Origin of the sequence: Streptomyces sp. NBC_01089 (genome assembly GCF_045162975.1) — a bacterium.
In the GTDB taxonomy this organism is placed as follows: Bacteria; Actinomycetota; Actinomycetes; order Streptomycetales; family Streptomycetaceae; genus Streptomyces.
The window spans coordinates 3333014-3345000 of record NZ_CP108660.1; the positions used below are offsets into that span (position 1 = coordinate 3333014).

Annotated in this window: 20 protein-coding genes; all 20 read right to left on the reverse strand. The window is 66.0% G+C overall.

Annotation, left to right across the window (positions count from 1 at the left end; all coding sequences use genetic code 11):
• Positions 1-45 precede the first annotated feature (45 nt).
• Positions 46-897 carry a tRNA pseudouridine(38-40) synthase TruA gene (gene truA, locus OG510_RS14610; RefSeq protein WP_406137246.1) on the reverse strand — a complete coding sequence of 284 codons (852 nt, stop codon included), beginning with the start codon at positions 895-897 and terminating at the stop codon, positions 46-48.
• 148 nt (positions 898-1045) lie between these two features.
• On the reverse strand, positions 1046-1540 hold the full coding sequence (gene rplQ, locus OG510_RS14615; protein ID WP_164264461.1) for a 50S ribosomal protein L17: 495 nt from the start codon (positions 1538-1540) through the stop codon (positions 1046-1048).
• A 95-nt stretch (positions 1541-1635) separates the two neighbouring features.
• Positions 1636-2658 (reverse strand): DNA-directed RNA polymerase subunit alpha, encoded by a 1023-nt coding sequence (locus OG510_RS14620; protein ID WP_164264460.1) that lies wholly within the window; start codon positions 2656-2658, stop codon positions 1636-1638.
• Between the two features lie 191 nt (positions 2659-2849).
• A complete protein-coding gene (rpsK, locus tag OG510_RS14625; RefSeq protein ID WP_125496499.1) occupies positions 2850-3254 on the reverse strand; it encodes a 30S ribosomal protein S11 in 405 nt (134 codons plus the stop codon).
• 72 nt (positions 3255-3326) lie between these two features.
• Positions 3327-3707: a 30S ribosomal protein S13 gene (rpsM, locus tag OG510_RS14630; protein WP_164264459.1), complete on the reverse strand. Its 381-nt coding sequence runs from the start codon at positions 3705-3707 to the stop codon at positions 3327-3329.
• A gap of 192 nt (positions 3708-3899) precedes the next feature.
• Positions 3900-4013 carry a 50S ribosomal protein L36 gene (gene rpmJ, locus OG510_RS14635; RefSeq protein ID WP_003956441.1) on the reverse strand — a complete coding sequence of 38 codons (114 nt, stop codon included), beginning with the start codon at positions 4011-4013 and terminating at the stop codon, positions 3900-3902.
• A 62-nt stretch (positions 4014-4075) separates the two neighbouring features.
• On the reverse strand, positions 4076-4297 hold the full coding sequence (gene infA / locus OG510_RS14640; protein WP_003956442.1) for a translation initiation factor IF-1: 222 nt from the start codon (positions 4295-4297) through the stop codon (positions 4076-4078).
• A 190-nt stretch (positions 4298-4487) separates the two neighbouring features.
• Positions 4488-5333 (reverse strand): type I methionyl aminopeptidase, encoded by an 846-nt coding sequence (gene map, locus OG510_RS14645; protein WP_164264464.1) that lies wholly within the window; start codon positions 5331-5333, stop codon positions 4488-4490.
• Positions 5334-5462: 129 nt separating this feature from the next.
• Positions 5463-6119 carry an adenylate kinase gene (locus OG510_RS14650; RefSeq protein WP_406137247.1) on the reverse strand — a complete coding sequence of 219 codons (657 nt, stop codon included), beginning with the start codon at positions 6117-6119 and terminating at the stop codon, positions 5463-5465.
• Positions 6119-7432 (reverse strand): preprotein translocase subunit SecY, encoded by a 1314-nt coding sequence (gene secY / locus OG510_RS14655; protein ID WP_164264457.1) that lies wholly within the window; start codon positions 7430-7432, stop codon positions 6119-6121. The genes OG510_RS14650 and secY overlap by 1 nt, the downstream gene beginning before the upstream one ends.
• Before the next feature lie 223 nt (positions 7433-7655).
• A complete protein-coding gene (rplO, locus tag OG510_RS14660; RefSeq protein WP_164264456.1) occupies positions 7656-8111 on the reverse strand; it encodes a 50S ribosomal protein L15 in 456 nt (151 codons plus the stop codon).
• Between the two features lies 1 nt (position 8112).
• Positions 8113-8295, reverse strand: a complete 183-nt coding sequence (gene rpmD, locus OG510_RS14665; protein ID WP_024491595.1) for a 50S ribosomal protein L30 — start codon at positions 8293-8295, stop codon at positions 8113-8115.
• Entirely contained in the window at positions 8295-8897 is a 603-nt protein-coding gene (rpsE, locus tag OG510_RS14670; protein WP_164264455.1) for a 30S ribosomal protein S5, read from the reverse strand. Before rpsE ends, rpmD begins: the two co-directional genes overlap by 1 nt.
• 46 nt (positions 8898-8943) lie before the next feature.
• Positions 8944-9327, reverse strand: coding sequence for a 50S ribosomal protein L18 (gene rplR, locus OG510_RS14675; protein WP_164264454.1), 384 nt, complete (start codon positions 9325-9327; stop codon positions 8944-8946).
• A 3-nt stretch (positions 9328-9330) separates the two neighbouring features.
• A complete protein-coding gene (rplF, locus tag OG510_RS14680) occupies positions 9331-9870 on the reverse strand; it encodes a 50S ribosomal protein L6 (RefSeq protein ID WP_164264453.1) in 540 nt (179 codons plus the stop codon).
• A gap of 21 nt (positions 9871-9891) precedes the next feature.
• Positions 9892-10290 (reverse strand): 30S ribosomal protein S8, encoded by a 399-nt coding sequence (gene rpsH / locus OG510_RS14685; RefSeq protein WP_164264452.1) that lies wholly within the window; start codon positions 10288-10290, stop codon positions 9892-9894.
• A 236-nt stretch (positions 10291-10526) separates the two neighbouring features.
• Complete coding sequence (locus tag OG510_RS14690; protein ID WP_024491590.1) at positions 10527-10712, reverse strand: type Z 30S ribosomal protein S14; 186 nt, start codon at positions 10710-10712, stop codon at positions 10527-10529.
• 2 nt (positions 10713-10714) lie between these two features.
• Entirely contained in the window at positions 10715-11272 is a 558-nt protein-coding gene (gene rplE, locus OG510_RS14695) for a 50S ribosomal protein L5 (RefSeq protein WP_164264451.1), read from the reverse strand.
• Entirely contained in the window at positions 11272-11595 is a 324-nt protein-coding gene (rplX, locus tag OG510_RS14700; RefSeq protein ID WP_164264450.1) for a 50S ribosomal protein L24, read from the reverse strand. Before rplX ends, rplE begins: the two co-directional genes overlap by 1 nt.
• A 2-nt stretch (positions 11596-11597) precedes the next feature.
• Positions 11598-11966 carry a 50S ribosomal protein L14 gene (gene rplN / locus OG510_RS14705; RefSeq protein WP_003966950.1) on the reverse strand — a complete coding sequence of 123 codons (369 nt, stop codon included), beginning with the start codon at positions 11964-11966 and terminating at the stop codon, positions 11598-11600.
• Between the last annotated feature and the right edge of the window lie 21 nt (positions 11967-11987).

Here is an 11987-nt window from a genome sequence, read left to right on the forward strand (position 1 = left end):
GTCGGGGGCGTCTCTGCTTCCCGGCGGGCCGCCGGCCGAGCCGGCTCAGCAGCAGCCGGCCCCCGGCAGCGTCCGCATATTACGTGCCTCGCGGCTCCTGGCCGCGAGCAACTCGTCGGCGGGGTAGCCGACTTCCTCCAGCGTCAGCCCGTGTGGCCGCACGACACGCACGGACGAGTCGCGCACCGCGGCGGCGAGCACCTGCCCCGGCCACTCCGCCGGCCGGTGCCCGTCGCCGACCGCCAGGAGCGCCCCCACCAGGGAGCGGACCATGTTGTGGCAGAAGGCGTCGGCCCGCACGGTGCCGGTGACGATGCCGTCGGTGCCGCGCTCCCAGATCAGCTGCTGGAGGGTGCGGATCGTGGTCGCGCCCTCGCGCTTCTTGCAGTACGCGGCGAAGTCGTGCTCCCCGATGAGGGCCTGCGAGGCGGCGTTCATCGCGGGGAGGTCCAGCTCCCGGTCGTGCCACAGGACGTGACCGCGCAGCAGCGGGTCGACCCCGCCGGGCCGGTCGCTCACGCGGTAGGCGTACCGGCGCCAGATCGCCGAGAACCGGGCGTTGAACCCGGGGGGCGCCTCGGCCACCCGCCACACCCGGACGTCCTGGGGCAGCCGCCCGGACAGCCGCCGCAGCAGCTTCTCCCGGTGCTCCTCCCACACCTCGCGGGGCAGGTCGGCCTGCGCGACCTGGCCGCGGGCGTGCACCCCGGCGTCGGTGCGTCCGGCGACCGTCAGGTCGTACGTCGTCGCCGACCGGGTCACCGTACGGATGGCCGACTCCAACTCGCCCTGGACCGTGCGGCGTTCGGTCTGCTTCGCCCAGCCGGAGAAGTCCCTGCCGTCGTACGCAAGGTCCAGCCGTACCCGTACCGAACCGGGCTCCACCTCGTCACTCACCAGCGCATCCTCTCAGCCTCGCACCGTCCGCACGGCGCCGCGCGGCACCGCACAGAGACCACCACACATGAAGAACGGGCCCGCACCGCCCCTGAGGGAGATACGAGCCCGTTCAGCTGTCTTCAGAACACTGTCTTCGTGAAGAAGATCAGGCGTCCTTGGACTCCGCCTCGACCGGCTTGGCGTCCTCGACGACCTCGGCCGGGGCCTCGGTCTTCGGGGCAGCGTCCTTGGCGGCACGCTTGGTCGCGGCCTCGGCCTCACCGGTGGCCTCCTGGGCCACGGTCAGCGCCTCGACCAGCTCGATGACCGCCATCGGGGCGTTGTCGCCACGACGGTTGCCGATCTTGGTGATGCGGGTGTAGCCACCGGGGCGGTTCTCGTACCGGGGGGCGATCTCGGTGAAGAGCGTGTGGACGACGCCCTTGTCCGTGATCGACTTCAGCACGAGGCGACGGTTGTGGATGTCGCCCTTCTTCGCCTTGGTGATGAAACGCTCCGCGACCGGACGCAGGCGGCGAGCCTTGGCCTCGGTCGTGGTGATGCGGCCGTGCTCGAACAGCGACTTCGCGAGGTTCGCGAGAAGCAGACGCTCGTGCGCGGCGCCGCCGCCCAGACGGGCACCCTTGGCGGGCTTCGGCATGTGTTTCTCCTTGTGATCTGCACCGGCCGTATCAGGTACCGGTGTCAGTTACCGACGGGCTGCTGCCCGCCGGAAGTCGGCGCGAGCGGTACTGCTCAGTACTGCTCGGTCTCCACGAACCCGGCGTCCGCGTCGTCGTCGGCGCCGAAGGCGTCGGCGGCGGCGGTCGGGTCGAATCCGGGCGGGCTGTCCTTGAGCGCCAGGCCCATACCGGCCAGCTTCGCCTTGACCTCGTCGATCGACTTCGCACCGAAGTTGCGGATGTCGAGCAGGTCGGCCTCGGAGCGGGCCACCAGCTCGCCCACCGAGTGGATGCCCTCGCGCTTGAGGCAGTTGTACGAACGGACGGTGAGCTCGAGCTCCTCGATCGGCAGGGCCAGATCGGCGGCGAGCGCGGCGTCCGTCGGCGACGGGCCCATGTCGATGCCCTCGGCGTCGATGTTGAGTTCGCGGGCCAGACCGAACAGCTCGACCAGGGTCTTTCCGGCCGACGCCATGGCGTCACGGGGACGCATGGCCTGCTTGGTCTCGACGTCGACGATCAGCTTGTCGAAGTCGGTGCGCTGCTCGACACGGGTCGCCTCGACCTTGTACGTGACCTTCAGCACCGGGGAGTAGATGGAGTCGACCGGGATACGGCCGATCTCCTGGCCCAGCTGCTTGTTCTGCACGGCGGAGACGTAGCCGCGGCCGCGCTCGACGGTCAGCTCCATCTCCAGCTTGCCCTTGCCGTTCAGCGTGGCGAGGACCAGGTCGGGGTTGTGCACCTCGACACCGGCCGGCGGGGCGATGTCAGCAGCGGTGACCAGGCCGGGGCCCTGCTTGCGCAGGTACATCACGACCGGCTCGTCGTGCTCCGAGGAGACGACCAGCTGCTTGATGTTGAGGATGAGGTCGGTCACGTCCTCCTTGACGCCCGGCACGGTGGTGAACTCGTGCAGGACACCGTCGACGCGGATGCTGGTGACAGCGGCGCCGGGGATCGAGGAGAGGAGCGTGCGGCGGAGCGAGTTGCCGAGGGTGTAGCCGAAGCCCGGCTCGAGCGGCTCGATCACGAACCGCGAGCGGTACTCGTCGACGACCTCTTCGGTCAGCGACGGACGCTGAGCGATAAGCATGCGGTGATCCTTCAGTCGTGGGCGCCCACTATTTGACGCCCCCAAGGTTCTGCTGTGGTGCTGCTGTGGTGCACGGACCGAACCGTGCTGCACGTACTACAAGAGTACGAGTCCTACAAGGGTACGGGCGGTACGCCGGAAAGTGGCCGTACCGCCCGCATAACCCTGGAGAACAGTCCGACGCCGGAGCGTCAGACGCGACGCCGCTTCGGGGGGCGGCAGCCGTTGTGCGGGGTGGGGGTGACGTCCTGGATCGAGCCGACCTCGAGACCGGTGGCCTGGAGGGAGCGGATCGCGGTCTCACGGCCGGAGCCGGGACCCTTGACGAAGACGTCCACCTTGCGCATGCCGTGCTCCTGCGCGCGACGGGCGGCCGACTCGGCGGCCATCTGCGCGGCGAAGGGGGTGGACTTGCGCGAGCCCTTGAAGCCGACGTGGCCGGCGGAGGCCCAGGAGATCACGTTGCCCGAGGGGTCCGTGATCGAGACGATGGTGTTGTTGAACGTGCTCTTGATGTGGGCATGCCCGTGAGCGACGTTCTTCTTTTCCTTGCGGCGCACCTTCTTGGTAGCACCCTGACGGCCCTTAGGAGGCATGTCTTACTCCCGGTGGAGTGGAGGTGATCGGTCCTACAGCGAAGACCGCTGAACAGCGTCCCTAGCTGAGGACTACTTCTTGCCCGGCTTCTTCTTACCGGCGATCGCGCGACGCGGGCCCTTGCGGGTACGAGCGTTCGTGCTGGTGCGCTGGCCGTGGACCGGAAGCCCACGACGGTGACGCAGACCCTGGTAGCAGCCGATCTCGACCTTGCGGCGGATGTCGGCCTGGATCTCGCGGCGGAGGTCACCCTCGGTGCGGAGGTTGGCGTCCACGTACTCGCGGATCTTGACCAGGTCCTCTTCGGCCAGATCACGAACGCGGGTGTTGGGGTCAACACCGGTGGCGGCCAGGGCCTCCTTGGACCGGGTGCGCCCGATGCCGAAGACGTAGGTGAGGGCAACCTCCACGCGCTTTTCGCGCGGGATGTCAACACCTGAAACGCGTGCCATTCAATGGCTCCTGTTGATATCGGGGGTCTTCCGCAGAGCCTCTCCCAGACGAAAGTGCCTACAGATGCGTAGGCACTCTTCCGGGTCCCCGGCCCCCGCCGGAGGTGTCGCCCGCTGTGTCAGCTGGGCGGGCCCTGCGTATGTACGTATTTACGTGCGTCGCGCGAAGAACTGCGAGGTGCAGGTCGTGCTTCAGCCCTGGCGCTGCTTGTGGCGCAGGTTGTCGCAGATGACCATGACCCGACCGTGACGGCGGATCACCTTGCACTTGTCGCAGATCTTCTTGACGCTCGGCTTGACCTTCATGGGATGTCAGGTTCTCCGGGTCGGTGCCACCACCACGCCGTGAAGCGGGGTGCGGGCAAGATCTACTTGTAGCGGTAGACGATCCGACCACGCGTCAGGTCGTACGGAGACAGCTCCACGACGACCCGGTCATCCGGAAGGATACGGATGTAGTGCATCCGCATCTTGCCGCTGATGTGCGCTAGGACCTTGTGACCGTTCTGAAGTTCCACCTTGAACATTGCGTTCGGGAGGGACTCGATCACGGTGCCCTCGATTTCGATGGCACCTTGCTTCTTGGCCACGCTTCGCCCTTCGAATCGGCTACCTTGATCGGCTCCGTACAGCACGTATGTCGCCCTGAGATGCATGGAGACATACGGGTATACGCGAGCCGACGAGTCAGTCTACGTCAGGGCATCCATAAAGACGAATCCGGGAAGGATGCCCTGCTGTCAAGATCCTTAAGCCACTCGGCCGTACTCGGGCCCGCACTCAGCCCAGCGGGTCCGGGGCGACCGTCACGCCCAGCTCCGCCAGCTTCGCCTTGCCGCCGTCCGGCGCCGTCAGCACGATCAGCCCCTCGTCGGTCAGCGCGATCGAGTGCTCCCAGTGCGAGGACCAGGTCCCGTCGGTCGTGATGACCGTCCAGTCGTCCTGCAGCACCTGGGTACGGGGCGTGCCCAGCGAGACCATCGGCTCGATCGCCAGGCAGAAGCCCGGGACCAGCTTCGGGTTGTGCCGGCCGATGAGACGGCGCTTGTCTACGTAGTTCAGCAGATGCGGGTCCATGTGCATCTCGGAGCCGATGCCGTGGCCGCCGTAGTCCTCGATGATCCCGTACTTGCCGGACGACGGCCGGGGCTGGCGGCGGATGTAGCCCTCGATGGCCTTCGACACCTCGGCGAGCCTGGCGCCCTTCTTCATCGCGGCGATACCGGCCCACATCGACTCCTCGGTCACCCGGGAGAGCTCGACCAGCTCCGGAGCGTGCCCGGTGCCGACGAACGCGGTGTAGGCGGCGTCACCGTGCCAGCCGTCGATGATCGCGCCGCAGTCGATCGAGATGATGTCGCCGTCCTTGAGGACGGTCTTCTCGTCCGGGATGCCGTGGACGACGACCTCGTTCACCGACGTGCAGATCGTGGCGGGGAAACCGCCGTAGCCCAGGAAGTTCGGCTTCGCGTTGTGGTCGGCGAGGACCTTGCGGGCCACCTGGTCCAGGTCGTTCGTGGTGGCCCCGGGTACCGCGGCCTCACGGGTCGCGGCGTGGATCGCGGCGACGACCAGCCCCGCCTCACGCATCTTCGCGATCTGCTCGGGAGTCTTGATCTCCACCATCGAAATTGCCTTCCGCATCGAACCGGATCTGTCCGCTGAACAGTGAACTGTCTGCGCTGTGTCTGTCTGCTCAACAGTACGGCCGCGGCGTCCCGGGGACACCGCGGCCGTACGTACACGTACTGACTGTCAGACCTTGTCGGTCTGCAGGGCCTCCATGGCCCGCTCGGTCACCTCGGTGACCTTGCCGAGCGCGGAGATCGTCGCCACCAGGCCCTGGGCCTTGTAGTAGTCGATGATCGGCTCGGTCTGCGTGTGGTAGACCTCCAGCCGGGTACGCACCGTCGCCTCGGTGTCGTCACCGCGCTGGTAGAGCTCGCCGCCGCAGATGTCGCAGACGCCGTCCTGCTTCGGCCGGCTGTACTCGACGTGGAACACATGGCTCGAGTCGTTGCGGCAGATACGCCGTCCGGCGATCCGCTTCACGACCTCGTCCTCGGGGACCTCGAGGTCCAGCACCGCGTCCAGCTTCTGCCCCTCGGCGCTCAGCCACTCGTCGAGTGCCTGGGCCTGGATGACATTGCGCGGGAAGCCGTCGAGGAGGAAACCGCCCTCGGCGTCCGGCTGGGACATCCGCTCCTGCGCCATCCCGATGGTGACCTCGTCCGGGACCAGCTCGCCGGCGTCCATCAGCGCCTTGGCCTGCTTGCCCAGCTCCGTGCCCTGACTGATATTGGCACGGAAGAGGTCGCCCGTGGAGATGTGCGGGATGACCAGGTCCTTGGCAAGGTACGCAGCCTGCGTTCCCTTGCCCGCCCCGGGCGGTCCGACGAGGACGATACGCATCAGCGGAGGAACCCTTCGTAATTACGCTGCTGGAGCTGGCTCTCGATCTGCTTCACGGTCTCCAGACCCACACCCACGATGATGAGGATGCTCGTCCCGCCGAACGGGAAGTTCTGGTTCGCGCCGAAGCCCACCAACGCCATCGTTGGGACAAGAGCGATCACACCCAGATACAGCGACCCCGGCCAGGTGATCCGGTTGAGCACGTAGCTCAGGTACTCAGCGGTCGGTCGGCCAGCCCGGATGCCCGGGATGAAGCCACCATACTTCTTCATGTTGTCGGCGACTTCCTCGGGGTTGAACGAGATCGCCACATAGAAGAAGGCGAAGAACACGATCAACAGGAAGTACGTGACGATGTAGGCCGGGTGATCGCCCTTGACCAGGTTGTCCTTGATCCATGTCGCCCAGCCCGCCGTCGAACCGCTGAACTGCACGATGAGGCCGGGGATGTAGAGCAGCGAGGAGGCGAAGATGACCGGGATCACACCGGCCTGGTTCACCTTGAGCGGGATGTACGTCGACGTACCCCCGTAGGACTTCCTGCCGATCATGCGCTTCGCGTACTGGACGGGGATGCGGCGCTGGGCCTGCTCCACGAAGACGACGAGTCCGACCATGGCCAGACCCACCAGGATCACCGCGCCGAACTCGATCCAGCCGCCCGCCAGCTTGCCCTGCTGCTTGACGGCCCACAGCGCGCCGGGGAAGCCGGCCGCGATGGAGACGAACATCAGGATCGACATGCCGTTGCCGATACCGCGGTCGGTGACGAGCTCGCCGAGCCACATGACCATGCAGGTGCCCGCCGTCATGCAGATGACCATGACGACGGTGGTGAAGATCGACTGGTCGGGCACGATCTGGTTGGCCACGGGGCAGCTGCCGAAGAGCGCGCCGGTCCTGGCGGTCGCCACCAGACCGGTGCCCTGGAGGATCGCGAGCGCCACGGTCAGATAACGCGTGTACTGCGTGACCTTCGCCTGACCGGACTGCCCCTCCTTCTTCAGGGCTTCCAGCCGCGGGATCACCACGGTCAGCAGCTGCAGGATGATGCTCGCCGTGATGTACGGCATGATGCCGAGCGCGAAGATGGTGATCTGCAACAGTGCGCCACCACTGAACATGTTGACCAGGCCGAAGAGACCCTGGTTGGTCTTCGTCTGGTCCAGACACTGCTGGACGTTCGAGTAGCTGACCCCGGGGATCGGGATGTGCGTTCCGAGCCGGTAGATCACGATGATGGCGAGTGTGAACAGCAGCTTCTTGCGCAGGTCGGGCGTCTTGAACGCTCGGGCGAACGCGGTGAGCACGGTGCCTCCTGCGACCCCCGCGCGTCTGCGTAGAGGTGACGGTCTTGAGAATTCGACGATGGACGGTATGCGTATCGGTCAATAGCCCCGCGCGGACACACCACGCTGAGTACAGACAGTGCAGCGCCACCATACCGGCGACCCTGCCCGCCTAGGAACGACCAACCGGGGATGCCCTTTCAAAAAGGCATCCCCGGTTGGGTGTTCACGTCATCGAGTCGTCTCAGACGAGCTCGGTGACGGTGCCGCCCGCGGCGGCAATCTTCTCCTTGGCGGAGCCGGAGACGGCGTCAACCGAAACCGTCAGCGCCACCGAGATCTCGCCCTGGCCCAGGACCTTGACGAGGCTGTTCTTGCGAACCGCGCCCTTGGCGACCAGGTCGGCCACCGTGACGTCCCCACCCTGCGGGTAGAGCTCACCGAGCTTGTCCAGGTTGACGACCTGGAACTCGGTGCGGAACGGGTTCTTGAAGCCCTTCAGCTTCGGGAGGCGCATGTGGAGGGGCATCTGCCCGCCCTCGAAGCGCTCCGGAACCTGGTAACGGGCCTTCGTGCCCTTGGTACCACGACCTGCGGTCTTACCCTTGGACGCCTCACCACGACCCACACGGGTCTTGGCGGTCTTGGCGCCCGGGGCGGGCCGGAGGTTGTGGACCTTCAGCGGGTTGTTCTCCGCCATGTCAGTCGACCTCCTCAACCGTCACGAGGTGGCGGACGGTGTTAGCCATTCCGCGGAACTCGGGGCGGTCCTCCTTGACAACCACGTCGTGCAGGCGCTTGAGCCCGAGCGAACGCAGGGTGTCGCGGTGGTTCTGCTTGCTGCCGATGTACGACTTCGTCTGCGTGATCTTGAGGCGAGCCATTACGCACCCGCTCCCGCACGCGCACGGAGCAGAGCCGCGGGGGCGACGTCCTCGAGGGGCAGACCACGGCGAGCCGCGATCTCCTCGGGACGCTGCAGGCCCTGAAGGGCCGCCACGGTCGCGTGCACGATGTTGATCGCGTTGTCGGAGCCGAGCGACTTCGACAGGATGTCGTGGACGCCGGCGCACTCCAGAACGGCGCGCACCGGGCCACCGGCGATAACACCGGTACCGGGGGAAGCAGGCTTGAGCAGGACGACGCCCGCGGCCTTCTCGCCCGTGATCGGGTGAGGGATCGTGCCCTGGATACGCGGGACCTTGAAGAAGCTCTTCTTGGCCTCTTCGACGCCCTTGGCGATGGCCGCGGGAACTTCCTTGGCCTTGCCGTATCCGACACCTACGGTGCCGTCACCGTCTCCGACCACGACGAGCGCGGTGAAGCTGAAGCGACGACCACCCTTGACAACCTTGGCAACGCGGTTGATCGCGACTACGCGCTCAACGTAAGCGGTCTTCTCGGCGGCAGCGCCACCGTCGCGACCCTTCCGGTCCCGCCGCTCGCCGCCACCGGCACCGCTTCCGCGGCGCTGGGGTCCAGCCATTGGATTTACCTCTCTCTGTTACGTCCGTTAGTCCCGGAACCGGGGCTTAGAACTTCAGCCCGGCTTCGCGGGCGGCGTCAGCCAGAGCGGCAATGCGCCCGGCGTACCTGTTGCCACCACGGTCGAACACGACAGCCTCGACACCCGCGGCCTTCGCACGCTCGGCGACGAGCGCGCCGACCTGCTGTGCCTGGGCGCTCTTGTCGCCCTCGCCACCGCGGATCGAGGTGTCCAGGGTCGACGCCGAAGCGAGCGTGTGGCCCGCGATGTCGTCGATGACCTGCGCAACGATGTTGCGGTTGGAGCGCGTCACGACCAGGCGCGGACGCTCCGGCGTGCCGGAGACGTGCTTGCGGACACGGACGTGGCGGCGCTTGATGGCAGCGCGCTTGTACGCGTCACCCTTGGCGATCTTTACACCGTATGCCATGGCTTACTTACCCGCCTTTCCGACCTTGCGGCGGATAACCTCGCCGGCGTACTTGACGCCCTTGGCCTTGTACGGGTCGGGCTTCCGCAGCTTGCGGATGTTAGCGGCGACCTCGCCGACCTTCTGCTTGTCGATGCCCTCGACGCTGAGCTTCGTGGGCGACTCGACCTTGAAGGTGATGCCCTCGGGGGCCTCAACGACGATCGGGTGGCTGTAGCCCAGGGCGAACTCCAGGTTGGAGCCCTTCGCCTGGACGCGGTAACCGACACCGCTGATTTCGAGCGCCTTGGTGTATCCCGTGGTCACGCCGGTGATCATGTTCGCCACCAGCGTGCGGGACAGGCCGTGAAGGGCCTTGTTCTGACGCTCGTCGTTAGGACGGACGACGTTGAGCACGCCGTCCTCGCCCTTGGTGACCTCGATCGGCGACGCGACGGTGTGCGAGAGGGAACCCTTGGGGCCCTTCACCGCTACCGTGCGGCCATCGATGGTGACGTCCACACCGGCGGGAACCTGGATGGGGAGCTTGCCGATTCGCGACATTAGCTTTTCCTCCGTTCCCGACTACCAGACGTAGGCGAGGACTTCCCCACCTACGCCCTTCTTGCTGGCCTGCTGGCCGGTCAGGAGACCGTGGGACGTGGAGATGATCGCCACGCCCAGGCCGCCGAGAACCTTCGGCAGATTGGTGGACTTCGCGTAAACACGCAGACCCGGCTTCGAGATTCGCTTGATGCCGGCGATCGAGCGCTCGCGGTTCGGGCCGAACTTCAGCTCGAGAACGAGGTTCTTGCCGACCTCGGCGTCCTCGGTCTTCCAGCCGGTGATGAAGCCCTCCTGCTGGAGGATCTCCGCGATGTGCGACTTGATCTTGCTGTGCGGCATCACGACGGAGTCGTGGTACGCCGAGTTTGCGTTACGCAGACGCGTGAGCATGTCTGCGATGGGATCAGTCATGGTCATGAATTGGCCTTCGGCCTCTCTCGCCGGGGTTTCCTGTATGCGCCATCCCTCTCCCCGCTCAGTGGCGGGACGGGTGCGGTGCGGGGACCTACGGCGTAGTAAGCGTTTTGTCAGCGGGCTTTGCCCGCGGGCGGTCGGGCGGCAGAGGCCCAACCCCGCAAGCCTACGGCATACGGAGGAGGGCTTCTGCCGACCTGATGCTTACCGAGAGCCTCGGATAATTCCCGGAAAGGGAATTACCAGGAGCTCTTGGTCACGCCCGGCAGCTCGCCGCGGTGGGCCATCTCACGAAGGCACACACGGCACAGGCCGAACTTGCGGTAGACGGAGTGGGGCCGGCCGCAGCGCTGGCAGCGGGTGTACCCGCGGACGCCGAACTTCGGCTTGCGGGCGGCCTTAGCGATCAGGGACTTCTTCGCCACGGTCAGTTCTCCTTGAACGGGAAGCCGAGGTGACGAAGGAGGGCACGACCCTCGTCGTCATTGGTCGCCGTGGTGACCACGGTGATGTCCATGCCCCGGACCCGGTCGATCTTGTCCTGGTCGATCTCGTGGAACATGACCTGCTCCGTGAGACCGAAGGTGTAGTTGCCACGGCCGTCGAACTGCTTCGGCGACAGACCGCGGAAGTCGCGGATACGCGGAAGCGCGAGCGACAGCGTACGGTCCAGGAACTCCCACATCCGGTCACCGCGGAGGGTGACGTGGCAGCCGATCGGCTGCCCCTCGCGCAGCTTGAACTGCGCGATCGACTTGCGGGCCTTGGTGACGGCCGGCTTCTGACCGGTGATCGTGGTGAGGTCCTTGATGGCACCGTCGATCAGCTTGGAGTCGCGGGCGGCGTCGCCCACACCCATGTTGACCACGATCTTGACGAGACCGGGGATCTGCATGACGTTCTCGTACGAGAACTCCTCACGCAGCTTGCCGGCGATTTCCTCGCGGTAGCGCGTCTTGAGACGCGGCGCAGTGGTGGCAGTCATCAGATGTCCTCACCGGTCCGCTTGGCAACGCGGATCTTGTTGCCCTCGTCGTCAAAGCGGTAGCCGACGCGGGTGACGACCTTCTTGCCGTCCTTCTCCACCACCAGCTGAACGTTGCTGACGTGGACAGGGGCTTCGGTCGTCACGATGCCACCGGTCTGCGAACCACGAGCGGTCTGGCCGGCCTTGGTGTGCTTCTTGACCCGGTTGACACCCTCGACGAGGACACGGTTCTGCGTGGGGTAGGCAACGATGACCTTGCCCTGCTTGCCGCGGTCCTTACCGGTGATGACCTGAACCAGGTCGCCCTTCTTGATCTTCATGCTTACAGCACCTCCGGCGCGAGCGAGATGATCTTCATGAACTTCTTCTCGCGCAGCTCACGGCCCACCGGGCCGAAGATACGGGTGCCGCGGGGGTCGCCGTCGTTCTTGAGAATGACGGCGGCGTTCTCGTCGAAGCGGATGTACGAGCCGTCCTGACGACGACGCTCCTTGACGGTGCGAACGATGACGGCCTTGACGACGTCACCCTTCTTCACGTTGCCACCGGGGATCGCGTCCTTGACGGTGGCGACGATTACGTCACCGATACCCGCGTAGCGGCGACCCGAGCCACCGAGAACACGAATGGTGAGAATTTCCTTCGCACCCGTGTTGTCGGCGACACGAAGTCGCGACTCCTGCTGGATCACGTCTGTCTCCTGATCGTCTGC

Coding starts and splice junctions, on each gene's coding strand:
- rplQ (WP_164264461.1), bottom strand. CDS start 1,540: ATGCCGAAGCCCGCCAAGGGTGCCCGTCTGGGCGGCGGCGCCGCGCAC.
- OG510_RS14620 (WP_164264460.1), bottom strand. CDS start 2,658: ATGCTTATCGCTCAGCGTCCGTCGCTGACCGAAGAGGTCGTCGACGAG.
- rpsK (WP_125496499.1), bottom strand. CDS start 3,254: ATGCCTCCTAAGGGCCGTCAGGGTGCTACCAAGAAGGTGCGCCGCAAG.
- rpsM (WP_164264459.1), bottom strand. CDS start 3,707: ATGGCACGCGTTTCAGGTGTTGACATCCCGCGCGAAAAGCGCGTGGAG.
- rpmJ (WP_003956441.1), bottom strand. CDS start 4,013: ATGAAGGTCAAGCCGAGCGTCAAGAAGATCTGCGACAAGTGCAAGGTG.
- map (WP_164264464.1), bottom strand. CDS start 5,333: ATGGTGGAGATCAAGACTCCCGAGCAGATCGCGAAGATGCGTGAGGCG.
- OG510_RS14650 (WP_406137247.1), bottom strand. CDS start 6,119: ATGCGTATCGTCCTCGTCGGACCGCCCGGGGCGGGCAAGGGAACGCAG.
- rplO (WP_164264456.1), bottom strand. CDS start 8,111: ATGGCGGAGAACAACCCGCTGAAGGTCCACAACCTCCGGCCCGCCCCG.
- rpmD (WP_024491595.1), bottom strand. CDS start 8,295: ATGGCTCGCCTCAAGATCACGCAGACGAAGTCGTACATCGGCAGCAAG.
- rpsE (WP_164264455.1), bottom strand. CDS start 8,897: ATGGCTGGACCCCAGCGCCGCGGAAGCGGTGCCGGTGGCGGCGAGCGG.
- rplR (WP_164264454.1), bottom strand. CDS start 9,327: ATGGCATACGGTGTAAAGATCGCCAAGGGTGACGCGTACAAGCGCGCT.
- rplF (WP_164264453.1), bottom strand. CDS start 9,870: ATGTCGCGAATCGGCAAGCTCCCCATCCAGGTTCCCGCCGGTGTGGAC.
- rpsH (WP_164264452.1), bottom strand. CDS start 10,290: ATGACCATGACTGATCCCATCGCAGACATGCTCACGCGTCTGCGTAAC.
- rplE (WP_164264451.1), bottom strand. CDS start 11,272: ATGACTGCCACCACTGCGCCGCGTCTCAAGACGCGCTACCGCGAGGAA.
- rplX (WP_164264450.1), bottom strand. CDS start 11,595: ATGAAGATCAAGAAGGGCGACCTGGTTCAGGTCATCACCGGTAAGGAC.